Below are 26,593 nucleotides of genomic sequence, written 5' to 3'. Positions count from 1 at the left end.
TTCAAAAAGCTGTAAAGCGTGCCATTTATGAAGCAGGTATTCAGAAAGCTGCATCTTGTCATTCACTCAGACACAGTTTTGCTACACACCTGTTAGAGCGCGGAGCAGACATCAGAACGGTTCAGGAGCAGACATCAGAACGGTTCAGGAGCAGTTAGGGCATTCGGATGTCAAAACCACTCAAATTTATACTCACGTTTTGAATCGAGGCGGCAATTCCGTTCAAAGCCCTCTGGATGATTTAAGCCACATATTGAATTTATAGTAGGCACAAAAAACCCCAGCCGAAGCCAGGGTTCTTATGTTCAGGATGAACGATATGCCGCGAGCACATGGATGTGCAGGAGCGGCGCGATCAATCCTGTAGGTGCGTCACCTAATCTCTCTGCTTACTTAGCAGCTTTGAACTTCAAGCGGTAAGCGTGAAGTAGAGGCTCGGTGTGCCGCTAACAACGGAAAACATACAATAACAAACAGACATCCACACTGGCCACCTCTCCCATTAATCACAAAACACACAAAGAACACGCAAAACTCACGCGCCCCAGGAAGGCTCATACCTCCGCTATTTCCATGCCTGAGATTCGGTTCCAGTAGCCATTACAGTGCTGTTCGGTGATTGGCAATACATCCGATTTGTCCGCTTTGATGGCATTACTTAATTGCTGAACAATGTCGAGGCAGTTGCTGTCTTCCGGTGTAATGCGAATGATATCAACGCCTCGCTCCCGAGTATCCTGCCACTGATTGAGCAGATTCTGGCACTTTCCAGACTGGGTTTGAATGCCGTTCAGAGTAAAGATTTCCAGACCATCCTGGCTCTTGGTTTTCATCCCCTGGGGGTGATCCAAACAAATGAATTTGCATTGATCTTTCGGGAAGTCGTAAGCTCTGGCGGTATAGCATCGGGCCGAATACGCTAAGGTCATGTGACCATACCCCAAAATCTCTGTTTCTATGGTTTGATCATCCTCATTCTCTAAAGCTCGGTAACCTGAGACGATATCCTCCAAACCATCACCCGACAATTCCAACGGTGGCTGCCAACGAATGGCACCGGCTTCAGCGATGACTTTCAAACTGCGCGCGTTGTATATGTTCAGGGCATTACCCGCCACAAAATAGTGCTTAGCATCGCTCAAAAATTTAATGGCGGCCATGTCATTCGCTTCCACCAAATAACCTTGATCCACCGATTTGTGGCATAACTGCTTCAGTGCATGAAGCTCAGACTCAGCTTCGATCAAAGCCAATGTAGAAAGCACCACCTCTTTGCCTTTGTCCTGAAGCTGAGCTGCAATTTCGAACCAATCATCCAACCTCAACTGACGACGCTTAGAGCAGACTGTTTCACCCAAATAAATGATGTCTGCATCCGATTCGGCGGCTGCTTCGTAAAATTCAAATACAGCCTGTTTTTCCCAAAAATAACTGATAGGAGCCAACGATATTTTCATTTCATCCACCTATATTTATTCATCTATTGCCAAGGTCTGGAGTACGCTCCAAGTGTGGTTTGTGAGCCTTCCGAAAAACCAGCCAACTCTTTCATCCACTGTTCATCCGTTTCAAACTGTTCCGGATTGGCTTTCATCCTATCAATGGCCTGGCGCCAGATAGACACCACTTTTGCAACGTAAGCAGGGCTTCGTTGGCGGCCTTCAATTTTAATGGCCTTCACACCCGCTTTATTTAACTCGGGTAAGATATTCAGGGTGTTCAAACTGGTGGGTTCTTCGAGGGTGTGATAAGTCTTTCCTTCGGTTTCGAAACGGCCCTTACACAAGGTGGGATAGCCAGCTTTCTCATCCGGTTGGTAACGATCAATCAACACATCATTCAAGCGAGATTCCAGCACATCCCCTTCTTGCCTCCATTCCACAAACTTGGCGGGAGAACAAACGCCTTGGGTGTTAGGAGATTCTCCGGTCATATAAGAAGATAAATAACACCGACCTTCCGCCATAATGCAAAGGCTGCCAAAACCAAAGACCTCCACATCCACTTTCTTGGAAGCCGCCACTTGCTGAACCTGTTTAAGAGATAACACTCTGGGCAACACCGCCCGTTTAATGTTGAAGCGATCCACATAAAACTCTAGGGCCGCATAATTGGTGGCAGACCCCTGAACCGAGAGATGAATATTCAAATTTGGGTGATGCTCAGAGGCATAGTCCATCACGCTGACATCCGCAGCAATCAATGCATCGGCACCAAAATCCACCGCTTTATTAACGGCGTCTTGCCAACGTTGCCAGTTGGCTTCCTGAGCATAGGTATTGATCGCAACATATAACTTCACGCCCTTAGAGCGAGCGTATTCCAGCGCTTTACGTGCTTTTCGATCATCAAAATTTAAACCCGCAAAATGACGAGCATTGGTGTTATCTTTAAAACCGATAAAGACCGCATCTGCGCCATGATCTACGGCCTGTTGAAACGCAGGGAGACTGCCTGCCGGGCATACCAATTCCATTGTGTTTATCTCGCTTACATAAATGGGATATTAACGAACCAGCCCAGCACCTATGGCTTTTCCGACCAATTCAATCAGGTATATCAATGGACACACACCTTACTCCACAAAGCCTCCTTCCAAGTTGATACACATCAACACCCGGCTAGGCCATTTCCGTTTTAATAGGCCAAATTCAACAAGGAGTTGCACAAGATGTTGCCGATTAATTTTGCCAACCTGGCGCACCAATTGGCGCGTCCGAACCAATTGATCAGACGGTTACCAACCCCCATTGATGTCGTAAAACGCCCGGCTTATTACGCAGCAGCTCCAGTCAGACACACACCGGAGGCATTACAAAGGGTTGTCCTTCAGAAAGCCTTGAACGAAGTCCTGAAAGAAGCCATCAAAGAAGGGGATTTTGATGCCTTAATTGATCGAAAAGTTAAAATCACCATTACCGACGCGCAATTCAGCTGGTGCCTGGGGCTAGATCAAAACCGCAAGCTGATCATCACTCATTCCCCTAATGCCGATACGGAAATTCGGGGTAACAGTTCAGCACTCATAAAAATTCTGTCGCGAGAAATTGATCCGGACACCCTGTTCTTCCAGAGACAATTGTTAATATTGGGGGATACCGAATTAGGTCATGAAGTGAAAAATTTACTGGATGCCATAGACCCGGCTCAAATGCCAAAGGCTGTGCGAGTCTTGCAGGATCAAATATTACCGAAGGTCATTCAGTTTCAAAACTGGGCCATGAAATCTGTGAATTCTGTTTCCGACGCGCTGAACCATCAAGAGCCATTGATGACAACGTCCCCGGCAAAACATCCGTAAAATATAGAAAAGCCGAGCAACCTTGTATGAACAATACAAAGTAAAACTCGGCTTTTGAGAAAAGACTTTTAGCTTCTGACGCTAAACAGCTGACGATTGCTTACGCAGTCGATTATTTAAGCTGTCGCTTCTTCCGGTTGCTCGGTCTTAGTTTCTGCACTCAGGTCAGAGGCAACCACTTTGGTGCCCATCACAGAGGCATAACAATTCATGCCCAAGTAACGATAGTGCTTAGTTTCTGATACCTCCAGCCCCTTGGATTTCATCAACTCGGTGTAGTTGTAAATTTCATGAATAGCGTTATCAGAGGTCACATAAAAGATCAGTGCAGCCGTGTACCAGTACCCTTTTTGGATGGTATTACTGATTGGATTGCCATTCGGATACGCAAAGTCACCAATGACAAACTTGCCACCTTGCTTGGTGCATTTGATCAGGTGATCAGTAATCTTTTCCATGAAGTCTTCATAAAAAACATTCAGGAAGAAGTTCGCAATCACCATATCGTAGGTTTCATATTCTTCGAAGGTGAGGATATCGGCATGAACCACATTTACGTTGAGGTTGCCGGGGTGTTTTTCAAACGCTTGCTTCAATTTAATGAGCATGGTTTCAGACAGATCAACCACGGTGACATCTGCGCCGAGTTCTGCAGCACGAATGGCATCCTTACCATGGCCAGCACCTGCAATTAAAATCTTATCGCCGGCTTTTACGTTTTCTTCCGTTAGCATGGCGCGTTTACAATCATGAATGGATTCACCACCATAAATGCTGCTTAAGAAATCATACAGGGGGCCAATATACTTATACTTGTCTCGCATGGTCTACTCTTATTCTTGTTGTAGTTTTGTTGTATGTATTTGCTGTGTTCCAAAGTGCTGATCACAAGGCTATACAATGCAAAGATTCAAAACAAGATGCAAAAGTGACCTTTAATCATCTTCTCCACCTAAGGACTCACAGAATTAAATCAAAGGTATTAGAAAAGTATCTAATCATAGCCGTAATATGCCAATGCAAAAGCCACCACTTTATCCGCTTTGTCTGCATATTCAGGCTGGTTCAACAGCTCAGACGCATAATACAAACTGAGTGCAACTTCCGGGTAATTGATGTCTTTTTCTTTACCGGATTGAATCTCCTGGCCAGACCCCGTTCGGGTATTTCCCCGTTTGGAAACTTCGCCTTTCGCTGAAATTCTGGCCGCCAGCCAGGCCGCACCTTTTGTCAGCGCTTGTTGAATTTCAACTTTTTCTTGCGAGTCCTCGGAATACAAAGCCAACCAACTTAAATTCAATAAACATACGGCTTGATAGCTGGAATCATGCCCGCCCTTCTCAATAAAAGCGCCATCGTCTCTTTGCGCATAAAGCGCTCTCTGTAAGTAAGTGCGTCCTAACTTCTTTAGGTTTGCATCGGGCATTGCATGATTCGCAAAAGAAAACGCCATCGCATCAAACAGCAACCGGTTCGGCGTGTGCTTATCCTGCCGATACAGTTCCGCAGAATTATTTGCTAACCATGAAATGGCTTTCTGCCAGGATGATCGATGACCATCGAGTCGCTGATATGATGTTGGAAACCGACCGTCAGCCCCTAACAGCTGATACGCATAGCCCAATGCGTATAAATAAAAAGCATCCACGCCCACTGCCGTCCGGGCACTGACACCTCGGCCATTGCTGAAATTCCCTTCTGAGGTTTGATACTCAAAAGCGTATTCCAACGCCAACACCGCTTTCGCAACCACAGCTTGATCCTGAGCTAATATCCCATTTCGCAGGACCCAAAGCGCATCCCGTTGCGCGGCTACGTCTGAAAAGGAAGTTAGGTTACGGCTCATCGCCCCATGTTGATTGATATGGCTCGCAGCACCTTTTATTTGATGCAGTTTGAGAAAATAAGGTCTGGCTTTAAGCCGAGCTAACCATTGGCTTTCCACTGACTTAATATCAGGCGACGCATCACTTTCGCCTCTAGGTTTAGTGTTAAGGGCTGTGCTCGACTCAACTTGTTGAGCGTTGGTATTTTCCAGAGCATCGAGCTGAATTAAAAAGTCAGACAACAAATCATTCAGCTGCGAGTATTGTTGACTGGCTTTCGCTTGCTGAATCATTGCAACCATCTGCTCAACCTCACTTAAATGGACTGGCTTTTGCCTCAAGGTTTTGTATCTGATCTCAGCCTGCTTGTATTTAAGTTTCAGTTGTTTGAGGTGCGTTGGGTTTGTGGCATCAAATTCAGATGCAAAGACAACGGTAAGACACAAAAGCCAGACGAGAACCAACCTATATAGGTAAGCCAAAACATTTCCCATGCTATGCACCCTGTTCATGAACTCATCATCCGCAATCAGTCAAAGACCCATCAATAACGGTTATAAGCCCCTCCCCGGTCGTTAATCATGGCCAACTTGCCATGGGTTTTATCCCAAAGAATGACTTCAACCCCAAAGTACTCTTTCTGAATTACCGTGGACTCACGGATAAAATCACGCAGCTCCAGCGATAAATTGCGCATTTCCAGCTCATCCAGCACCACCCAAACCCGGTCATGCCGCAAAAACACCTCTCGCATTTTATCGATGTTGGACACCAGAACACCCCCTGACCAGCGATCCACGGCCCCATGATCCACCACATACAGCTCATCAAAAAAAACTTTATCCATCAGGTAGTAATCAATACCACCAAATAAAATGGCTGCCGGCATGGGGTGAACGCTGATGAGTTTATCCTGTTCTTCCCGGTGCTTGGCGATGTACTCAAGCGCAGTCACATGCTGGGTAAATCTTGGATGACCATAAGAGTCCAGCGTTTTCCATAATTCTAAATTGATAAACAAGGTAGCAAAGATGAGTACTCGGGAAGCGGTGATCCAACGGTTTCTGAGCAGCGATAACTTCACCGGATCAACCAGATTGAGTTCTTCTTTTTTGCTGAGCCGACGCGCAAGATAAGCCGGTGCGTAATACAGGGAAAGTACACAAAGTATGATCAGATACGGATAAATCACAATTAAGTATCTGGCTGCAATTTGCATGATCAACACCGTAGCGGTAATCAATGTTAAAACAATCATCAGATAAAACAGATAGATAATCTTATTGGCTTTACGAATCCAAAAGAAAAAGCCGATCAACGCAACAATCGTCAGTAACAAATTAGCACGGTTATTCCCCACCAAAAAAGTGTTCGAAAAACCCATTATATTGCTTAAATGAAGTTGTAAAATTGAGCCACTGGTGGTCGCCACCGAAACATGCGGGGTTAAGCAAGTCACGGTAAATATGTAAATATCAATAATGATGATGAGCATGGTCGTGATAAAGCCAATCACCAGATGCAGATCGTTCTTCCAGTCAAACTTCTTGTAAAACAATACAAAAGCAATCGAGTAAGCAGGAAACACAATCACAAATACTTCCTGGCTCAACGCTCCGGCGAGACACGACATAAAAAAAGCAACCTGATAGCGTTTACCCCGTTGCCAAATGAATCCCAGAATAAAAAAGTAGGTCGCCAACATGCCAAAGAACTGCATTTGCTGATAAAAGCGTATGATGTGAGAAATCTGGATTTGCCAACTGTCCAGACAAAAGAAAAGTGCCGTAGCTAACGCTAAAAAACGATTGTGAGTGATGGTTCGAACCAGCACAAACGCCATAATCATCGAGCCGATGGCAGGCAGTACGGAAAACAACCGGGCAACGATGATGTCATCCCCCCAAAGCCAAAGCCAGCCCGCCAGCAAATAATGATACAAGGGTGAACGCGTATAAAGAATGCCTGACACCGCTTCAGGCGCACCGGTGCGAAGTATCCCTCGTGCAGCATCCCAACTTACATTTTCATCCGCCTGAAGATCTTCTATTCCGATGTCATAAACGCGAAGAACTACACCCACAAAAATAATGAAACCCAAAATAATGTAGCTGGCCGTATCGCTTTTATAGGTTGTCGCGGGCGTGACAACCTGAGGTGTTGAGTCAGACTCTTGACCGTGTTCAGGAAAACGTTTTAACAACCAACCAAACACACACATGGCCAACACAAAAACAATCAGGAGTTGTTGCCCATGACTGGACCAAAAAAACAGGCTGGCATCACTTTCTACAAAACGAATCCTTAATATCTCAACCATCACCACAGCCATACTTATAAAGCTGAGTAGCCACCAATAGCTGAACACCTGAGACTTGTTATAGTGGTAACGTTTCTTAAAATGGTTGAACAACGCAATGCACACCAAAACAAAGAATAAGTAAGCCGCAACAGTGAAGAAGGTTTGCACACTGAATTCGCTGTAAATCGGCTGAGCGATATAATCTCTTTTGGGGTTATTTTGGAATGTTTCTGTGTATTTGGCTTCTCGCCAATCCTGAGGACTTAAACTTTTATCCAGCAACAACCAATTATCGTTATTGCCAATATACGCAGACCAATTCAAGAAAGGGTCTACGGGATTGCCTAACACATTACCGTCCACTTTGATCCAATTAGACTGGTCGTCTCCGTCCAGACTCGGCTGAGTAGTGATCGAAATATACCGATTCTGATCCGACACGTATTGGCTGATATCGAATACCTTTAACACGCCACCATCAGAATCCCCCACAAAAAAATCATCAATAAACAGGGAATATGGCCGGGTACTCTCTATCCGCAACCAACTGCTGAGTTCCGTAACGTGATTGAATTGTCCGCGATGAGGCATGACGCTTCGCAACCGATCACCGCCCGGTAAATCATCTAGAACAATGGGCTGCGGATCAAAGTGACGAGCCCAGACCGATTCAATATCAAAACTGTAAATATGGGTTTCAATCGGCCCGCCATCCACAGCGCTGGACCACTCAAAGTCATGAAAATCAATCTCATACCACTTACGTCCGGCCACATCTGAATTCGCTAAATCATGGGCTTTCCAGGTGTTTGGATCGGTCGCGATATGAAAGTCGGCCTCATCGGTGTGAATCCGCCCGTATAAGGTAAATCGGGTTTGGCTGTCAGCTTGCAACGCAATGCTGATGTTGTTCAGTCCGGCTCTTAAATAAGGGGTTAAATCGTAATAATGCCCCATTCGATGTTCGTTATTCGCCCGCTTTTGCAGCTCGGGCGCTCTTGCCAAGATAAACTGTTGATTACTGACCAAACGCTGTTCTTTCTGTAGTAATTTGGTGGTAAACCCATGGGAAGCATTGATCGAATATTGATTCGCACCGATCAAAAACCCATTCACATATAAACGATAGTCGTTCGATGCTAATGTCAGCCACGCATTATCCGGCGTATGATTAAGCCAAAAAGAATTACGGAAATAGCTACGGACTGTAGGCCGGTCAATGGTAATCCAGCCTTTGAACTTATCCTGCACTTTCAGTTGATAAGTAGGCCAATAACTCTGATACACAAACGTCGCAAACAGCAGGCTGCAAAAAGCGATACCCCAAACAGACCACCAGGATATTCGGTTTTTTAACCACCTACCAAGATTCTGGCTGCTTTGAATAACTATAGATTTCATGCGCCGCCTCTAAATCGCCTTCAACAAATAAAAACCAGCTGTGGTACAAGTGAATTTGGGCCGGAACCACTAAAGATTTAAACCCCATATTTTTCTGCAAAGCGTATATCTGGGCTGAAAACCGACTTGCCTGGTTAATTCGTTTTAAATGAACCGCCGTTAAAGATAAGCCATACCAAGGAAGCGCCATCGTGGGGGCTAACTTGAGAGACCGCCACCAAAGTTCGCTGGCGTGGCTGTACTGCTGATCATTGAAGCCATCAATGGCCATGATGTTGTATACCCCCGACAGCCGATAACTTACATTCCTGTTATAGGGGTATTCGTTTTGAGCTTTGGTCAGCCAAAACAGTGCTCTTTCAAAGCGGCCATCGTCTATGGAGGTAAGCGCTTCAAACAAATAAGTTTCCAGACAAGATTCACAGCCTTGTTGCTTGAATAACCGGCCCTTTTTAATTTGAAAATCAGAGTTATACCGATAAATGGGTTTTAGCCATTCCACACGATGGTAATCCGCAATGGCTTTGCTGGTTTCACCTATTCTCGCGTTATAATCGCCATGGTCGTTATAGTATTCAGCCACAAAACCAGGTGTCTGGGTCAATAAAAACAACAACAAAGAAGATTTAAGAAAGAAAAAAAATCCTTCCCGAAACGTTGCCAAACTTTGTCCGGCAGTGACATAAAAACCCAAAATACAAAGCAAACAAGCAACTAAAACCATCACCCAACCTTTCGCTGAAAAGGTTAAGAATGAATCAGATATACCCAATATGTCCGATACCACCAATGGCATATTACTGGGCAGCAGCAATTGAGGTTGCCAATCAGTCACGCTGGGCACCTGATTCACAAACGATGGAGATATGTAGCTGAAATCTTGCCAAATACGCCAATCGCTCTGCTGCATTTCATGCTGCAACTCCATTTCATTCACTAATAAGGTCATGGAGGCGTCAATCATTTCTGAATCAATTTTAAATTGTGTATCCCAGTAGTTCAGAACAGAGGGAAACAACAGACTCAATGTAAATACTATCCAGATTCCTTTGATTGCCAGCGTTCGTTTATTTTTAAGCCATGCAATCACAATCAGCGGTAATATCAGCGCAATCAACAACTTAAATAACACCGGCACCCAACTGTTTGTTACTTCAAACTCCAAAAAACCACCAGCATTCACCACAGTTGACTCGATGGATGGCAGCGTTAACCAGGGAAACCATAATGCGCCTACAAACGCCAACATGCCCACTAGAATAACAGGCACGCTCCGGTGCCAACCGCCTACCCAAGTGATGACTTGCAAAGACCTTGGTATTACCTTTGAAACACGAAAACGCTTTAGAAAAATAGCCAATGCTTGTTGATCAGAAACCTTAGAAGGTCGTTTCTGTTCCTTCCTGGTATTGGAGTTTATGGCGTCATTTTTCTTAGCATCATTCGTCATAGTGTCTTCGCCATATAATCAATGAGTCTGCTTTGAAGGCGAGGAAGGCGAAGAAGCCACTGACGAATCGGAGTCAGAGTGCAACGCAATGTCGTCCTCTCTTTGTTGTTCAATGGGTTTTCGAAATGCCAGTATCAGCCCACCCCACAAACTCAAACCTATGTTCACCACATGCACCGTCAGTGAAATAGATAAAATCTCAGCACTGCCAATCCCCACTTCCGCAAACAGCACTACCATCAGTGCTTCTCTGACGCCCAATCCCCCCAGCGAAATAGGCAACATAGTGACCAGAGTGATCGCAGGCAAAAATACAATGAAATAAACCATATCGATGTCTATACCCAATAACAGCGCAAACAAGCCGTAATACAAGGCAAACATCAGTTGAAGCACGATTGAAATCAGAATCGCCAACGTCATTTCACGAGGGTGTTTACGATAACTGTGTAAGGCGGCATAAAGATCACTGAACTTATCGGCCACCGATGACGGTAAACATCTGCGACACATTTTGACCGTAAGCAACATCAGAGGCTCGCACCACATCACCACCAATACCACCACTAAAAAGGCCGCCACCCCGAGCACAGAAAACAGCACCAGCCAGGAATCCGTGGCATCAAACGTCCACACCGAGGCAATCACACCAATAATGGCCAGCCCTACCAACCCAGTAAAACGCTCAAGAAACACAGAACTGATGGCATAATTGCCATTTCGGGTCAGCCGGTATAAGTCGGCGGTTTTGACAATATCGCCACCCACTGCGCCCGGTAAAAAGTTATTTAAAAACATACCGACCATATAAAAAGAAAACAGCTTTCTCATCGAGACCTTGATGCGCTTCACCGCTAAAAACATTTGCCAACGATAAGCCGAAATCCATTGGCAAACGCTGTAGTAGAACCAGGCAAACAACACAAACCAAAGCGGCACACTTTTTACGTACGAAAGCAAATCTTCCTGATCGGTTTGCTTAATCAGATAAGCCAGTAACAACAATGAGATGGTGGCTTTGATCGCCACCATGATTTTGGCTTTCCGGCCAGACCGAGCCGGAGAGTTCCCCTTCCCTCCATGAATATTGTCACTGCTCTGAGCTTCATTCGGCTCGTCTTTCATACTCGTTTACTCAGAAATCATCGTTCGAAAAGCCCTTGTAAAAAGCCTTTATGAAAAGCCCCTCCGAAGAAACAACCTACAAGTTCGGTGACATCGAAGCGATGCCCAGCAGCAAGCAAAGCTCTGCGTAGTTTTGGCGGACATCAAACAAGGTTTCGTAATATTTTTCTTCAGATTGGATTTGAAGATTTTCTAGATTCTGAAGTTCCAGATTGGTCAAACGACCGATATCGAAACTCTTCTTAGCAGATTTGGCTTCCTGCTTTTTTTTCTCTACCAGCAAAGTTAAAGTTTCAAGGTATTCGCCCAACACTTTGATGATTCGTTTACGAGAGGCCACTTGGTTCATTTTTTCTCGTTTTAGCTCAATGATGTCTGCCTTGAGGTCTTCGATTTCATGCAACACCGTCGCTGTTTGTTGATCTCCGGAGGTAAATACAGGAATCGGCAAATTCAACGAAGCCCCCACCACTGTGCGAGTGCTGTCAGCATCGGCGCCATCGCCCTCGCTGTTTTCGTCATAATAAATGGCTCGCAGCGACAAACTTGGCGTCCACTTTGAGTCACTTATTTTTTCCACCTCAATTTCCTTTTGCTGTAATTGAAACTCAATTTCTTTAACCTGCGGATCAGCACCAAAGTCGGTGGTCAAGGCCATTACTTGCTGAATAAAGTCCCTGTAAGAAGTGAAAATCAGGCCGTCATCAAATTTCACATCATGGGGATAATTCACACCTGTGAGTTGCGAGAGCTGATTCAGGCTGCTTAAAAAGGCGGTCCTGGCATCATGATACGAAGACAACTTACTGAGGTAGTTACTTTCTTCGTTCAGAATGTTCCACTCGGAAGACGTGCCTAATCGATACTTCTTTTTGGCGTTGTCCAAACGAAGCTTGGAGGTTTCCGTAAACCGCTGCTGAATCCACACTTTTTCTTTCTGAAGCAATACTTCAAAATACGTGACATAAATATCCCGAATCAACCTGAGCTTTTGAATCTCATACCGCGTTGCTTCCAACGACTCACCCACTTCTGAAATACTCGCATCAAACTTATAGCCTGCTTTATGCCACCAGGGTAACGTCATCACCAATGCCGCAGAATTGGAGTTCTCTACCACCTCTTGCAAACTGTTGGCGGTGGTACTGGAGCGGGAATCCCCCCGGTTCACTCTCAACTGCACCGCAAAATCCGGGGTATATTCGGCACCGATGGAGTCCGTCTCCAACTCCTGACGCCGTAACGTCCGCATCGTTTTCTTCAGAGAACTGCTCTGTTGAAAGCCATCATTGATGACTTTTTGAATTGATAAGTGATTCACCGGTGATGAGTTCTGGTTGTACTGAGATTTCAATACATTCGATTCCAGTACATCCGATTTCAACGTCTCTGCCTGTAGTGGGCTGACCAAGACCATCACTAAAAGTCCCAAGTGAATTCCAATGATCCGGGACAAAACATCCCGATAACGTATGAGACAATCCAATATGAAACATGCATGCCCTGTGTTAAAAGTTCGAGATAGATAGCTATTCATAACATCCCTGAAATTTTCCCAGTTGTTGACACAGCCAGCGGAATAAAAGAGGCATCATGCTGTAGGAGCCGTTCAACTCCACAGTGTCATTTTCTCTTAATCCAATTTGGCCACTTTTCACCACCAGCTCGCCTTCTGTCAGCCCTTTTTCAATACCGACCCAACCGTTGGACGCCACGTTCAGTTCTACCCGCCGCGTTTGAATTTTCATGCTCTCGGGGTTCACCACCAACACGGTGCCCTGTTGTCCGGAGTAGCGCATCATGGCGCTTTCCGGAATGAGCGTTCGGTGTTTGTTTTCCCGAATCACGGCATACCCGTTCATGCCGGAAACGACTTCGCCAGCGTCTTCAATTTCCTGATCCAGACTGAGCCACACATCAAATACGAAAGGTACGTAGTTTTTGGTTCCTCTACCCGCTGGCAACGCTTTCACAACCCGGTCTATTCGCACCACTTCCACTTCAAACATACGTCCCGGATGCGCTCGAAGATATAACTCGGCTTTTTGCCCCAATTGAATCGAATTAAGGTAGCGTTGGCTGAATTGCGCCTGAAAAACCATGTTACGCCCCACCGTTAATGCCCGCCCCAAAGGCTGAATCAGGTTTTGCCCAACTTGGATATTCTTCTGGATAACGGTGCCGTAAATGGGCGTAATGACATCAATGACATCGGCATTTTTAACCGGCGCACCGCGACGGGAAGATTTAGATTTTTTTCCATCCGTCGCCCCCACTTTCCGGCTTCGGGACAGGGCTGCAAATTCATAGGAAACTTTGGCCTTTTCATAGGCGATGGCGGCTTCTTTGTAGGCGATCTCAAACTGGTCGAGTTCGGCTGCGGAGATCAAACCTTCCTTAAATGCCTTTTTTTCACGCTCATAATCGTGCTTGGTTTTAAGTTTTTGAGAGAGCTTGATGTCCACATCAAATGCAGCCACTCTGGAGTCGTAGCCACCGGCATTTAACCGAACCAGTACGTCGCCTGTCGTCACCTTTTCACCCAGAGACACCTGAATAGCCGTCACTACGCCTGGCACCTCAATCCCAATGGGCACTTCCTGCAAGTATCCGACAGTCCCTGTGGCTGAAATCAGCTTTTCCATCTCACCATAAACAACGGGAGCAACTTCCACCGGTATATTACGGTTTAGTTTTCGCAAGAGCGCGGGATAACCAATCGGAGAAGAATACAAACGGGAATAAGGTGAGGTATAAGCCGGTATGATGGCGTTGATCACCAAGTAGACGCCAAAAAACAGCAGGAAGAGATAAAGTAAATACCACCAAAGGCGATTACGAGTTTTTACGGTCGTTGTCATAGCGTTACTTTAAAATCCAAGGGGCCTTATCTTGTCAGCCAACCGCAGGCTGAAACTGACAAAAATTTACCCGCCGTCAAATCCGATGTTCAACCGCCAGATGTCTACAACAATGCCTACTGCTACGATCAATATTTCACAATACATCACGAAGGCAAATTCAATTCTGGAAGTGCCCTTTCTTAAATGAATCAGGAACTGGCAATCACGCGTTGAGAAACGCTGTCCACCTTTTCAACAATTCTCTGCCAGCTAAAATAGTGCTGAGCATGTTTTAAGCCTTGATCCACAACGGTCGCGGCAAGGGTCTCATCGGTCAATATTTTCACTATAGCCGAGGCAAGCGATTCTGCTGACCTCTCTTCAACCAACAAACCGGTTTTTTCATTAATAATCACATCGGAAATGCCGCCGACATCACTGGCCACCACCGGCGTTTTGAAGCTCAATGCTTCCACCAACACCACTCCAAGCCCCTCCGTATCGCCTTTGTTGTCTACCACCGAAGGCAACACAAACACATCCGCATCGGCGTACATTTGCTCTAATTCATCGTCCTCAACAAAGCCATGGAAGGTCACTTGGTCTTCTATGTTCAATGCTTGGGCCAATCGCTCACATTCTTCCTTGGCTTTTCCTAAACCAACAATGTCCAAATGCACTTCCACTTTTTCATTCACCAAGGGAATGGCCTGTAATAAAAACGGTAAGCCTTTTCGTTCAATAATCCGCCCGACAAATAAAAGTTTCTTTTTGATGTTCTTCGGTTTTTCAATGTCGTCTCTGGCATTTACAGAGCATCCATAAGGAATAATATCGATGGGTTTATCGGTGATTTTTCTCAATTGCCCGGCGGTAAAATTCGAATTACACATCAGCGCACTCGCTCGCCGGATAAAGAATTTCAGACAAGGTTCAACAAAGAAAAACCGTTTGGCCAAAAGCAATTCAGCGCCATGAAAAACAAACGCGATTGGCGTGCCCGTTAGCCACTTCACCGCCACCCCCCAAACACCATGAGGAAAAGGCCAGTGCACATGCACCAAGTCAAACTTCTCTTTCCGGCACAAACGAATGGCCGCAATCAATCCGGCAAGCACATAAAAAACCGCCACAAAAAGATAAAACGGGTTGCCCACACGGTTCGGCGCGCCTTCGGTGTGGGTAAGGTGCTCCCAGCGTTTAAAGAAATAACGGAAGCGATGAACCTTGACGCCACGGACGGTATGGCTTTTCAACCCTTCGTAACTTGGCGCCAACACGTGAATTTCATGACCACGGGACATTAAATGCTTGTTGCTCTCCACTAAAAAAGCCGCATGTTTGTCAATGTCAGACATGGCATAAACCGAAGTAAATAAACACAGTTTCATGGCTAAATAACCTTAAATACCGGTAAAAATCACAACTGATCGTCTCGCACGCCTTTCATACCCAACAACATTTCGGCACAAGCCCCTATGCACAGACTGATAAAGGAAATAACCATCAGGCCTGCCGCAATTAAAACCCCACCAAACCACTGACGATCCGCCCCTTCAGGGGCACTCAGCCCGATCATTAAAGAAACCAGTGACACAATGAACGAGATGAATGAAATCCAACTGAATAACAGCAGCGGATGCGTGCTGTAAGTAATAATCAGTTTAACGGCCAGCATATCCGCCAACGACACCGGAAACCGGGACAAACCGAATTTCGATTTTCCGAATTGACGAGAGTGCCAAACCACGTCCACTTCTTTAATTCGACAACCCCGGCTGGCAAGAATCGGAACAAAAAAGCGATGCCACTCAGAGCGTAAGTGAACGCCATTGGCTTTTTCCCGCCGGAAAATTTTTATCCAGTTAGCGTCATGAAAATCCACATTAAACAGAACCCGATTCAGGTTGTTATAAACGGCAGAGGCAAAAGACTTGCCGTCGTCCCGGCCAATTCTTCGACCCAAAACCACATCGGTGTTGTCATCCAACGCATTATAAAGCGCCGGAATGTCCGATTTAGGCGAGGACTCCATATCCGCAGGTAATAGACAGACAAACTCCCCATTCGACTCTTTAATCGACTCTTCCAAAGCAGCGGTAATGCCCTGGCTGTGCCCATGGCGAATCAATCGAATTTGGCTGCACCCGGTCTCTTCGATGTAAGCCAATACCAAGTCCGGCGTTTCATCCACACTGCCGTCATCGATGTAGATGATTTCCCAGGAAACCGCTAACCCTTGCAACGCCTCTACGGATTCATTCAAAAACGCTTGCACATTTCCCGCTTCATTCAACGCGGTAGTCACCACCGAGATGGTCACCGCAGAGACACTCGCAGAAGCAGCGTCCACGGAAGGCACCTCTTCCTCCTGCGCAACCGGAGCTTGGTTAGTGGCTTCAGAAACACGCTGAGCCGCTGCCTCTTCCGACAGTTTGATGCCTTCCAACGTCTTAATGTTCGAAGTCATTTTGAAGCCTCGTCAGCAAAGAAGTTTTTTACCTGATCGACAATAAACTCGGCTTGTTTCGGCTCAAGTTCAGGGTACATAGGCAAAGACAAAATTCGGGAAGTGACTTTATTCGCCACCGGAAAGTCTGTATCACTCAGCTTCATAAAACTCAGCGCTGGCTGGCGATGCATAGGTACAGGGTAATGTATGCCCGAAGCGACGCCTCTGTGCTTCAAGTATTCCTGCAAACCATCACGGTCATCCAGCGAAATCACAAAATGGTGATACACAGAATCGGCACGATCGTCGACCCGCTGACAGGTGACAGGCAAGCCTTCCAACCCCTGACGGTAAATCTTCGCCAGCGCTTTTCGTGCATCATTCCAGCCACCCAAGCGCTTGAGTTTTACCTTCAGAATGGCAGCATGAATGGTATCCAGCCGGGCGTTATAACCAATAATGTCGCTTTCGTATTTATTGATACGTCCGTGATCCCTCAGTTTTCTGATGCTGTCTGCTATTTCCTGGCGACGCGTGATGACGGCGCCTGCGTCGCCATACGCGCCCAGATTTTTACAGGGGAAGAAAGAAAAACACGCGGCATCACTGAGTTGACCCACCGGGTGGCCATCAAACGAGGCGCCCTGCGCTTGAGCCGCATCTTCAACCACCAGCAAGCCGTGCTTTTTAGCCAGAGAAGCAATACGATCCATCGGCACCGGCTGACCATGAATGTGTACCGGAATAATCGCTTTGGTTTTGTCGGTGATTTTTTGCTCCACCTGATCCAAATCCATGAGGAAAGTATCCTCCTCAATATCAACAAAGACCGGCTTGGCGTTGACGTTTAATATCGCTTCAACGGTGGCAATAAAGGTATGAGTCGTGGTGATCACCTCATCCCCTTCGCCCACGCCCAAAGCTTTCAAAGCCAACATTAAAGCGTCTGAGCCACTGCTGACACCGATGACATGAGGCACTTGGCAGAACTCAGCAAAGTTGGCCTCAAAGTCATCCACTTCTTTACCGTTAATAAAACGAGTGTTAAGAATGACCCGATCAATCGCCAACCGAATGTCTTGTTTCATGTTCTGATGCTGAGCGGCAATATCGACCATAGGGATGTTTACTTGCTTGATCGGCTCTTGAACAAACGGGCTGTCTTCTTTGATCATCTCATACCGGCAAGGCATCTTTTTAATGTCGCCGACTTCTTTGGCAGGCGCAGTAGCCATCACGGCGTCATTGGGCACACTCTTAGTGATAATGCAGCCCAGACCAATAAAGGCGCGCTCACCCACTTCGATGTCTGGCACAATGGCGGCGTTCCCTCCGATGATGGCCCCTTTTCTGATAATCGGCCCGTTCAGGCATTCTTTGGCACGGTTACAAGTCGGATGATAGACATTAGCCATTAAAGTTCTTGGCCCGATCCAGGCATCCTCTTCAATCACCGTATGTTCACTCATTCCCGCCTGCCCTTGCAGACGCACCCGATCGCCGAGTTTGCAATTATGTTCGATGATCACATTAGCCCCGACCGAGCATTCATTGCCTAAAACTGCATGTTCCCGGATAAATACCATGTGGCTGACATGGCAGTTATTACCCAGCTTTGCACCGGCATATATGATGGTATGAGTACGAATTCGGGTATTAGCACCGATCACGGTTTCAATTTCGCCAGGCTCAACGCCATTGGGCGGATAGCCAACGATGCAAAAATCTTCGATGATGACATTTTCACCCAGAGTCACATTCGGGTGAACGATCGCTGTCGGTGCAATTCGGACGCTTTCAGGAATCGATTCCATCGTTATTCTCCATTTAAATCATGGATGTATGTTTTTAGGGTCGACAGAAACCTGCACCTTGGCCTGTAGATCAGGCCAAGGGGTTTCTGATAATGTTTTCAGGTGTTACTTTCAGGTGTTACTTTTAGATATTTCTTTTCGGTATTGCTTGCAGACCATCAGTGCCTGTAAGCAGTTAATGTTCAAGCTTAAGTCGCCCTGAGATTAACAATATTTGATATTGGTTTCGGACGGCCGACAGGCAAAAACAAGTCCGACCCTTGGTGATAGTGCGCAGCCGACCTCTGGCCCAACGGCGAATCTTCACCATTAAAGTGATCCATCTGAATTTCTCGCCCAGTAATGGCCGAAGCATACAGCGCATTAATCACTTTCAGAGATTTCAAACCTTCACTGCCACCCACAGCCACTTGTTTCTTACCTTGAATGGCATCCACTACATTCTGCAAATAAGCCTTATGACCAAAGCCATACACATTGGGTGGTGCCGTGTTGCACTCTTGTAACACATGCTCATCGCCGGGAATCGGCTCTTTAAAATCCCAAATATTCATTTTATTCACAGCAAAACCACCAATGCAGGCTGTACCGAATTCCCCCATCAGGCATACAGACGCCTCCAGATCACGTGGTCGGGTGGCTGTGGTGGCTTCCAAAGTACACAGAGTGCCGTTTTTGAACTTCAAAATGGCGATACCTGTGTCTTCCGCTTCAATGTCCACCAATTGAGTGGCGATGTACGCCGACACCGACTCCACTTCGCCTAACAACCAGCAAATCAGGTCTATGTGATGACTCGCCTGATTCGAAAACACGCCGCCATCCAATAACCAGGTTCCCCGCCAATCGTCCTGATCGTAATAAGCCTGATCTCTGGACCAACGAACACACACACTGGCCAGAGATACCCGACCCAAGCGACCATCCTCATAGGCTTTTTTAACTTTCTGAACAGGTTTGTTGTACCGGTTTTGCTTCACCACAAACAACTTCACACCTTTCTGTTCGCAGTAATTTGTCATGTAGCGGGCATCTTCCAGAGAAAGCCCCATTGGCTTCTCTGTCACCACGTGACAGCCATAGTCAGCAACATCAACGACATTCTTTGGATGGTAACCAGAAGGGGTTAATACATTGACTACGTGAATCTGATCACCAAGCTCTTTCATCATATCGTCGAGGTTCGAAAAGCCCGGTACGTCGAACTCTTCAGCCATGGCATTGACTCGATCTTGGTTAATATCGCACACAGCTATTAGTCGGGACCCGCTGAGTTGGTGTGCAATGACCTCAGCGTGTTTTTTTGCAATCCGGCCGCAGCCCAGCAAAGCAAAATTGACAATTTCAGACATGATAGTTTCTTCCCAATGAGTTTCATCCCTGAACATCTTTTAAAACTCATAAAAGGCTACTTTTTATCACGCTTCATTATTTATATTGCGTCAAAAAGCAGGCCGACAACCACGTAACATCTCGTAACCAAACCGCAATGTTGTGTAACCATGAATACTAGACCTGAACATTTTTTAGTCAATATCTGATAAGTCATTGAGACATTAACCCTAGCCATTTATCGCAATTGTATTGACGTCGGCTTTAGTGGCTAACCGCCTAATAATATTGAGAATCCACCCTTTAAGCGTCAAGAAAACAGCGCAAGAAAAAGCACTAAACCCCATATTTAACGGGGTATAGAGCTGATTAGAATTTTGTTTTTCAAAGATTGAAACAATCAATAAATGACGATGAATAAAAACGAAAATACGGTGAATTTTGTCAAGCAAGTGATGTGTTTTATTTTTTCAATGGTAACTATCGTTAGGACTTTACGGAAGTCTATGATGACTTAGAACCTTAAGTTTAGAGCGAGGTTGTATCTGAGAGTTAAATTCACGAAGAATTCGGAATCAACTTAAATTATCAAGTCAAGAATAGTGTGCCCTCTGTGTCAGCATAGTTGTCGCGTCACCTGATTTACCCCAAACCTAGAACAGAGGGCGACCTCCTAAAGACGGCTTAATCGATCTTAGAATAAGTCTTAATTTCAGAAAATGTAACCAAAAGACCGAATTAACCCGCACGCATGGCCAGAATCGCAGTCAGGTCGATAGGCTTTTGATAAAGCACAAACTCCGGCTCTTTACTCGTCATTGCCAAAATGGACATTCGATCCGCCAGTTCATTGCCTTCAACCCCTACGTGGCCATTCACATGTAACACCTGAACTTCATCTTTCAATCGCTGATGTAAGGCATACATCACCTTGATTAACTCCAGATTTTTAATTTCACCACCGGACTTTTTCCAGCCCTTTTTCTCCCAGCCTACAGCCCACTGAGTGACGCACTGAATCGAATATTTTGAGTCACAAAAAATAGCCACCGTCCGGCCGGCTTCAATTTCTTTATCCGCCATGATTAAGGCCTGATAAAGCGCATTCAACTCGGCCGTATTGTTCGTGCCCATCGGGTTGTATAAGCCGTACCAAAGCTGGTCTATGTTGCCATCCCGGTAAACCGCCACACCCGAACCCGCTTCACCCGGATTGGGTTCACAACCGCCATCGGTAAAAATTTTGGTATCCACCGGAATCGCATCAATTTCAGAGGCTGTGTACGTTTTTATGCCCCCTTTTTTCGCCGATGAACCCGGTTTACTGACCTTAGAAGGTGTAGCGGATACCCCACTGCTTTTACCACTGAAAGCGGCCTCCGCCTCAGTTCTGGTTTTAAAAGATTTATACTTAGCGCCTGCAAACTTATCGACTTGTTTCTTACAGGAATTCCAGTCCGTGTATATGCCAGGTTCTCTTCCTTGCCAAACTACATAAAATTTTGAAGCCATAAGTTTTATTCTGTATTGATTAATTGCGATCGAAAATGATGAGAAGCGCGGCATTTTTGATGCCACACAATCGATACTAATTCGAGTAATCTTCCGGCTTTATAAAACTCAAGCGCGGAAACAAAGGTTCCAATACGTCTTTGACGCTCTGATGAACCAGTATGATCGAAACGCTTTCGGCCATTCGAAAACACAAAGCACCATTCACTTTTTCCTCATCCACGGTCAGAGAGTCAAACGAAGTTGAGTACTGAGTTCTGTTTGTCAGTGGCGATGAATCATAATCAGAAGCAGCTAAATCCGCAGCTTCAATTAAACCCACAATATTTACTGCTGCATAGCTGTCTAATGTTTCGCCTGAATCCGATATTTTCACTTTTGCATCAAATACCTGCAAATTATCGACGCCACAAGTTTCCAACGAAGATATTAACTCTCGGGACATTAAAGGCGCAGAAAGTCCATCAAAAAAGGGCAGCATCATCCCTTCATCTTCAGCCTCAATCGCATACTCTAGAGGGGTTGATATTTCTGATTCGGGTATCTCATCCCCGGTCATCCAAACGTCATACTTCGCAGGCAATTTTGGGGGCGTTGTAATGTCCGCGCCGTCATTACGCATAAAACAAGCGAGTACATAATAGGTGGAGCAATCCGCATCCTCTGCCACTTAATGTTGTCCTTATGTGATAAACATGGATTCTCTTCTGTGTTTAAGCACCAGAGAAAATCCCAAGGGTACTACGACTTACTCCGAATACAAAGGCAAGAGTTTTGTCTCTTACTGAGGCTGTCGTGATTTAAGGAAGTGTTCCAATTGCCTTATTCTCGCCCTGTTTTTTTTGGTGTCAAGAAACGCAATACCCAGAGATTTCGTTTCCAGTTTTAGGTGGTTCAATGTCAAATCGGATATTTTGTATTTATTTGCATTGAATTTCATCACCTTCGGATCGGTCAGCGCCACCTGAAAGCGTTGGGCGGACAACATCCGAAGAAGGGATTCTTCATCCAACACTTTAATCACCTGGCCCGAATGCTTTGCCGCCATCTATTCCACTGCATTAGGGTATTTATAAGACCGGATGATTCCGACGCTATACTGGCTGAATAAAGCTTCAAAACCCGACCACTCAAAATCAGTTTCAGATGCGGAAATAACTCCCAAAGAAGACCAATCAATCACTGGCGAATAAAGAAAGCCAGGCTGGACCTCTTCTTGCCACGCGGGAAAATAACCAATATACCGTCCCGTCTTCGCCAATTCCTGAGACCTGCTCCAAGGAAAAAAATCCACTTGAAGTTCAATGTCGTGTTCAGTCAATACTTTCCGAAGCAACTGAACGGATTTTCCCTGCCCTTCCAGCTGGGCCCCTGAATAAGGCGGCCACTCCAGAGATGCCAATTTCCAGACCTCTGCCTGCCCCGCAGAGCTGTATATCGCTAAAAACGACAGAAAAACAACGGTTAAACACCTATGCATAAACTTCATGCCATCAACCAAACTTCGGGATAATTACGTCTATATTAGCTCATAATTCATCAGCGACGATGTTACCAACTTACTGCCGGCTTCAAAAAAGGAGTTCTGACTTATGAGCACAGCCGCCACCTAACCGGCTCAGGTTTGCCATTTTGCCTTTCAACCTTGCTGCGCTAACCTGTGCCTCATAAGAACGACCTCAAAAATACTGATAAAGGAACGGTTATGACCGAGTCTGTGTACATTTACGATGCAATTCGTACGCCTCGCGGCAAAGGGAAAAAAGGCGGTGCCTTGTATTCGATGAAACCCATTTCATTAATGGCCAATGTGTTGAATGCCTTGAAAGAAAGAAACCACCTGGATACGGAACAAGTCGATGATATTGTCCTCGGTTGTGTGACCCCCATCGGTGAACAAGGCGCCAACATTGCGAAAACAGCCGCCTTAACAGCGGATTGGTCCGAACGCCCGGCGGGGATGCAAATCAATCGGTTCTGCGCTTCTGGTCTTGAAGCGGTCAATATTGCGGCTCAGAAAATTGCTTCGGGTTGGGAAGATTTAGTGGTAGCTGGTGGCGTTGAAGTTATGTCCCGCGTGCCCATGGGCTCGGATGGCGGGCCAATGGCGATGGACCCGGAAACCAGCTTCAAAACCTACTTCGTACCACAAGGCATTGGAGCCGATACCATTGCCACTATGGAAGGCTTCAGCCGGGAAGACGTGGATCGTTTTGCTCTTAACTCGCAGCAGAAAGCAGCTGCAGCCTGGAAGAATAATGCGTTTGCTAAATCCGTCGTCCCCGTCAAAGATCAAAATGGCGTTGTCCTTCTTGAAAAAGATGAACTAGTTCGCCCGGATGCGACGCTGGAAGCCTTCTCTTCCCTGAAGCCTTCATTTGCAGCGATGGGACAAATGGGTTTTGATAATACCGCGCTTCGCAAATACTCTCATCTGGAATCGATCAACCACGTTCATACACCGGGCAACTCTTCGGGCATCGTCGATGGTGCCACCGCTATTTTAATGGGCAATAAAACCAAAGGCGAAAAGCTGGGTTTGAAGGCCAGAGGTCGAATTATTGCCACCGCAGTAACCAGTACCGACCCAACCACCATGCTGACCGGGCCAACACCCGCCACTTTAAAAGTACTTGCCAAAGCAGAAATGACCATAGATCAAATTGATTTGTTCGAAGTCAACGAAGCCTTCGCCGCCGTTGTGATGAAATTCCAAAAAGACTTGGGCGTACCGGATGAAAAGGTGAATGTGAATGGCGGCTCCATCGCAATGGGCCATCCGCTGGGTGCCACCGGTGCCATCATTATCGGCACAGTCCTCGACGAACTGGAACGTCGAAATCTGCGTTATGGTTTATGCACCTTGTGTGTCGGAGGCGGCATGGGCATCGCCACCATCATTGAAAACGTAAACAGTAATTCTGAAAGCAATTAACCGGTGTGACGAAGGAGAACACAATGACTGCGATTCGATACGACATCGACGACAATAACATCGTCACCCTGACCATGGACATGCCCGGACAATCGGCCAATACCATGAACCCAACTTACCGAGCATCTATGGATGAAGTGGTGGCACGGTTAATCCAAGAAAAAGACAGCATCAGCGGTGTGATTATCACCTCCGCCAAAAAGACCTTTTTCGCAGGCGCAGACCTGAATGAAATGGCGCAAGTGACCGAAGCAATGGCGCCCGAGTTTTATACTATGGTTCAGGGTTTAAAAGCCCAGCTAAGAGCCATTGAAACTCTGGGCAAACCCGTAGTTGCAGCCATTAACGGTGCAGCCCTTGGCGGCGGCTGGGAGATTGCACTTGCTTGCCATCACCGGATTTGTCTTGCCGACGAGCGTATACAACTCGGGCTGCCTGAAGTTTCTTTAGGTTTATTGCCCGGTGGTGGAGGGATTGTTCGAACCGTCCGTATGCTAGGCCTTGAAAAAGCATTTCCATTACTGATCGAAGGCAAGAAACTCCGCCCTTCTGCTGCGCTCAAAGCCGGTTTAATTCATGATACCGCTAAGAGCCTTGATGACCTGATCGAGAAATCCAAAGCATGGATTCAGGCGAATCCCAAGAGCCAGCAACCCTGGGACGTAAAGGGGTACAAAATTCCTGGCGGAAACGCCAATACGCCTAAAACAGCACAAATGCTGGCCATTGCACCATCTATGATTGCCGATAAAACCAAAGGTTGCTACCCGGCACCGGAAGCCATTTTAAGCGCCGCAGCCGAAGGCGCTTTAGTCGATTTCGACACCGCATGTATCATTGAAAGCCGCTATTTCACAGAACTGGCGAAAGGTCAGGTGGCGAAGAATATGATCAATACGTTCTGGTTTCAGCTGAACGATGTAAATGCAGGTAAATCCCGCCCCGATGGCATTGAGCGCACCAAATTCAACAAAGTGGGTGTCATTGGCGCAGGAATGATGGGCGCAGGCATCGCTTATTCTTCTGCAATTCGTGGCATCGACGTCGTTTTGAAAGACGTTTCACAGGAAGCAGCAGAGAAAGGTAAGACTTACTCTGAAAAGCTGCTTAAGAAACAAGTCAGCCGGGGCCGTAAAACCCAAGCAGAGATGGAAGATATTCTGGGCAGAATTTTAGCCACAGGCGACAGTGCAGATTTTGAAGGCTGTGATCTCATTATTGAAGCCGTGTTTGAAGACCGTTCGCTCAAAGCCAAAGTCACTCAAGACGCAGCCGATAAAGTGGCGGACGACACCATCATTTCATCCAACACCTCTACGCTGCCAATTACCGGATTGGCCACAGCAGTAAAAGATGAAAGCAAGTTTGTGGGTCTGCATTTCTTCTCGCCAGTCGATAAAATGCCACTGGTTGAAATCATCCGAGGCCAACAAACCAGCGACGAAACCCTTGCTCACGCTTTTGACTTTGTGCAACAAATTAAAAAGACACCGATCGTGGTGAATGATCGCCGAGGCTTCTTTACTTCACGTGTATTTGCAACCTACACCACCGAAGGCATCGCCATGCTGGGTGAAGGCATCAACCCTGCACGCATTGAAACCGAAGCCAGAAAAGCGGGGATGCCGATTGGCCCGCTCAGCGTCACAGACGAAGTCAGTCTGACATTAATGCAGAACATTCGGAATCAGGCTAAAGCGGACCTGGAAGCCGGTGAAACCGATAACGCCATCGACATAAACCACCCAGGCTTCAAAGTCCTTGATGCCATGATTAATGACTTTGAACGCAAAGGCCGTGCAGCCGGTGCCGGATTCTACGAATACTCAGAAAAAGGTTCCAAACAACTCTGGCCCGGCCTGAAAGAGCACTTCTATAACAAAGACGCCGACGAGGCCGTCAGTAATGAGGATATCCGGGATCGTTTGCTCTACATGCAATCTATCGAAACGCTAAGATGCCTGGAGGAAAACGTTTTAACCTCCGTCGCCGATGGCAACATAGGCAGCATTTTTGGGTTAGGTTTCGCGCCGTGGACTGGCGGAGCGCTTCAATTCATCAATCACGTTGGCAGTGCAAAATACGCAGAACGAGCACGTGAATTGACGGAACGCTTTGGTGCCAGATTTGCGCCGACGCCCTCTTTGGAAAAACTGGCAGAAACCAACGAGCCGTTAGTTTAATCTGCCACTCACATCCCACTTCAGAGAACTTCTCCTAACAGGTTAAGTTCTCTGACACCTATCTTTCATCCGCTCAACCCCATACAATTCTGTTACTTTGCCATAACACGCCGTTTC

At 46.4% G+C, this 26,593-nt stretch carries 22 protein-coding genes; 5 read left to right on the top strand and 17 right to left on the bottom strand.

Features of this window, described 5'->3' with window-relative positions; all coding sequences use genetic code 11:
• Positions 1 to 23: 23 nt before the first annotated feature.
• Positions 24 to 158, top strand: a complete 135-nt coding sequence (locus tag ABD744_RS23145) for a tyrosine-type recombinase/integrase (protein ID WP_425562148.1) — start codon at positions 24 to 26, stop codon at positions 156 to 158.
• Positions 134 to 265, top strand: coding sequence for a hypothetical protein (locus ABD744_RS23140; RefSeq protein WP_425562147.1), 132 nt, complete (start codon positions 134 to 136; stop codon positions 263 to 265). The genes ABD744_RS23145 and ABD744_RS23140 overlap by 25 nt, the downstream gene beginning before the upstream one ends.
• A gap of 289 nt (positions 266 to 554) precedes the next feature.
• On the opposite strand, the gene ABD744_RS03830 is transcribed toward ABD744_RS23140, so the two are convergent.
• Together ABD744_RS03830 and ubiU are read right to left on the bottom strand one after the other, a co-directional pair.
• Positions 555 to 1,457, bottom strand: coding sequence for a U32 family peptidase (locus tag ABD744_RS03830; protein ID WP_344795625.1), 903 nt, complete (start codon positions 1,455 to 1,457; stop codon positions 555 to 557).
• A 23-nt stretch (positions 1,458 to 1,480) separates the two neighbouring features.
• Complete coding sequence (ubiU, locus tag ABD744_RS03825; RefSeq protein ID WP_344795623.1) at positions 1,481 to 2,476, bottom strand: ubiquinone anaerobic biosynthesis protein UbiU; 996 nt, start codon at positions 2,474 to 2,476, stop codon at positions 1,481 to 1,483.
• A gap of 195 nt (positions 2,477 to 2,671) precedes the next feature.
• On the opposite strand from ubiU, the gene ubiT reads away from it, so the two are divergent.
• Positions 2,672 to 3,301, top strand: coding sequence for a ubiquinone anaerobic biosynthesis accessory factor UbiT (ubiT, locus tag ABD744_RS03820; RefSeq protein WP_344795622.1), 630 nt, complete (start codon positions 2,672 to 2,674; stop codon positions 3,299 to 3,301).
• Positions 3,302 to 3,417: 116 nt separating this feature from the next.
• Here the strand turns inward: ubiT and ABD744_RS03815 are convergent, their stop codons facing one another.
• The 15 genes from ABD744_RS03815 to ABD744_RS03745 all read right to left on the bottom strand — a co-directional run bounded on the left by ABD744_RS03815 (position 3,418) and on the right by ABD744_RS03745 (position 22,847).
• Positions 3,418 to 4,125 (bottom strand): class I SAM-dependent methyltransferase, encoded by a 708-nt coding sequence (locus tag ABD744_RS03815; protein WP_344795620.1) that lies wholly within the window; start codon positions 4,123 to 4,125, stop codon positions 3,418 to 3,420.
• Positions 4,126 to 4,295: 170 nt separating this feature from the next.
• Complete coding sequence (locus ABD744_RS03810; RefSeq protein ID WP_344795618.1) at positions 4,296 to 5,621, bottom strand: hypothetical protein; 1,326 nt, start codon at positions 5,619 to 5,621, stop codon at positions 4,296 to 4,298.
• Positions 5,622 to 5,671: 50 nt separating this feature from the next.
• Positions 5,672 to 8,830 (bottom strand): hypothetical protein, encoded by a 3,159-nt coding sequence (locus ABD744_RS03805; RefSeq protein WP_344795617.1) that lies wholly within the window; start codon positions 8,828 to 8,830, stop codon positions 5,672 to 5,674.
• Positions 8,790 to 10,280 (bottom strand): tetratricopeptide repeat protein, encoded by a 1,491-nt coding sequence (locus tag ABD744_RS03800; RefSeq protein WP_344795615.1) that lies wholly within the window; start codon positions 10,278 to 10,280, stop codon positions 8,790 to 8,792. The genes ABD744_RS03805 and ABD744_RS03800 overlap by 41 nt, the downstream gene beginning before the upstream one ends.
• An 18-nt stretch (positions 10,281 to 10,298) precedes the next feature.
• Positions 10,299 to 11,405, bottom strand: a complete 1,107-nt coding sequence (locus tag ABD744_RS03795) for a lysylphosphatidylglycerol synthase transmembrane domain-containing protein (RefSeq protein ID WP_344795613.1) — start codon at positions 11,403 to 11,405, stop codon at positions 10,299 to 10,301.
• Between the two features lie 76 nt (positions 11,406 to 11,481).
• Positions 11,482 to 12,837: a TolC family protein gene (locus ABD744_RS03790; protein WP_344795612.1), complete on the bottom strand. Its 1,356-nt coding sequence runs from the start codon at positions 12,835 to 12,837 to the stop codon at positions 11,482 to 11,484.
• 97 nt (positions 12,838 to 12,934) lie between these two features.
• Positions 12,935 to 14,266: an efflux RND transporter periplasmic adaptor subunit gene (locus ABD744_RS03785; protein ID WP_344795611.1), complete on the bottom strand. Its 1,332-nt coding sequence runs from the start codon at positions 14,264 to 14,266 to the stop codon at positions 12,935 to 12,937.
• Positions 14,267 to 14,457: 191 nt separating this feature from the next.
• The gene (locus ABD744_RS03780; RefSeq protein ID WP_344795609.1) at positions 14,458 to 15,639 is read right to left on the bottom strand and encodes a glycosyltransferase family 4 protein; all 1,182 of its coding nucleotides are present in this window, start codon (positions 15,637 to 15,639) and stop codon (positions 14,458 to 14,460) included.
• 29 nt (positions 15,640 to 15,668) lie between these two features.
• The gene (locus tag ABD744_RS03775; RefSeq protein WP_344795607.1) at positions 15,669 to 16,718 is read right to left on the bottom strand and encodes a glycosyltransferase family 2 protein; all 1,050 of its coding nucleotides are present in this window, start codon (positions 16,716 to 16,718) and stop codon (positions 15,669 to 15,671) included.
• Positions 16,715 to 18,514, bottom strand: coding sequence for an aminotransferase class V-fold PLP-dependent enzyme (locus ABD744_RS03770; RefSeq protein WP_344795605.1), 1,800 nt, complete (start codon positions 18,512 to 18,514; stop codon positions 16,715 to 16,717). The genes ABD744_RS03775 and ABD744_RS03770 overlap by 4 nt, the downstream gene beginning before the upstream one ends.
• Before the next feature lie 188 nt (positions 18,515 to 18,702).
• Positions 18,703 to 19,866 (bottom strand): Gfo/Idh/MocA family protein, encoded by a 1,164-nt coding sequence (locus tag ABD744_RS03765; RefSeq protein ID WP_344795603.1) that lies wholly within the window; start codon positions 19,864 to 19,866, stop codon positions 18,703 to 18,705.
• A gap of 718 nt (positions 19,867 to 20,584) precedes the next feature.
• Positions 20,585 to 21,358, bottom strand: a complete 774-nt coding sequence (locus ABD744_RS03760) for a ribonuclease H1 domain-containing protein (protein ID WP_344795601.1) — start codon at positions 21,356 to 21,358, stop codon at positions 20,585 to 20,587.
• A gap of 76 nt (positions 21,359 to 21,434) precedes the next feature.
• The gene (locus ABD744_RS03755; protein ID WP_344795599.1) at positions 21,435 to 22,028 is read right to left on the bottom strand and encodes an imm11 family protein; all 594 of its coding nucleotides are present in this window, start codon (positions 22,026 to 22,028) and stop codon (positions 21,435 to 21,437) included.
• 111 nt (positions 22,029 to 22,139) lie between these two features.
• A complete protein-coding gene (locus ABD744_RS03750; protein WP_344795597.1) occupies positions 22,140 to 22,406 on the bottom strand; it encodes a hypothetical protein in 267 nt (88 codons plus the stop codon).
• Entirely contained in the window at positions 22,407 to 22,847 is a 441-nt protein-coding gene (locus ABD744_RS03745; protein WP_344795595.1) for a hypothetical protein, read from the bottom strand. It abuts the gene before it with no gap.
• Between the two features lie 216 nt (positions 22,848 to 23,063).
• Between ABD744_RS03745 and ABD744_RS03740 the strand changes: the two genes are divergently transcribed.
• The gene (locus ABD744_RS03740; protein ID WP_344795594.1) at positions 23,064 to 24,293 is read left to right on the top strand and encodes an acetyl-CoA C-acetyltransferase; all 1,230 of its coding nucleotides are present in this window, start codon (positions 23,064 to 23,066) and stop codon (positions 24,291 to 24,293) included.
• 23 nt (positions 24,294 to 24,316) lie between these two features.
• Complete coding sequence (locus ABD744_RS03735) at positions 24,317 to 26,476, top strand: 3-hydroxyacyl-CoA dehydrogenase NAD-binding domain-containing protein (RefSeq protein ID WP_344795593.1); 2,160 nt, start codon at positions 24,317 to 24,319, stop codon at positions 26,474 to 26,476.
• The last annotated feature ends 117 nt before the right edge of the window (positions 26,477 to 26,593 follow it).

The organism is Litoribacillus peritrichatus, assembly GCF_039537985.1.
Lineage (GTDB): Bacteria > Pseudomonadota > Gammaproteobacteria > Pseudomonadales > Litoribrevibacteraceae > Litoribacillus > Litoribacillus peritrichatus.
The sequence above is the reverse complement of the archived record's forward strand: the minus strand, read 5'-3'. Positions and strand labels throughout refer to the sequence as shown.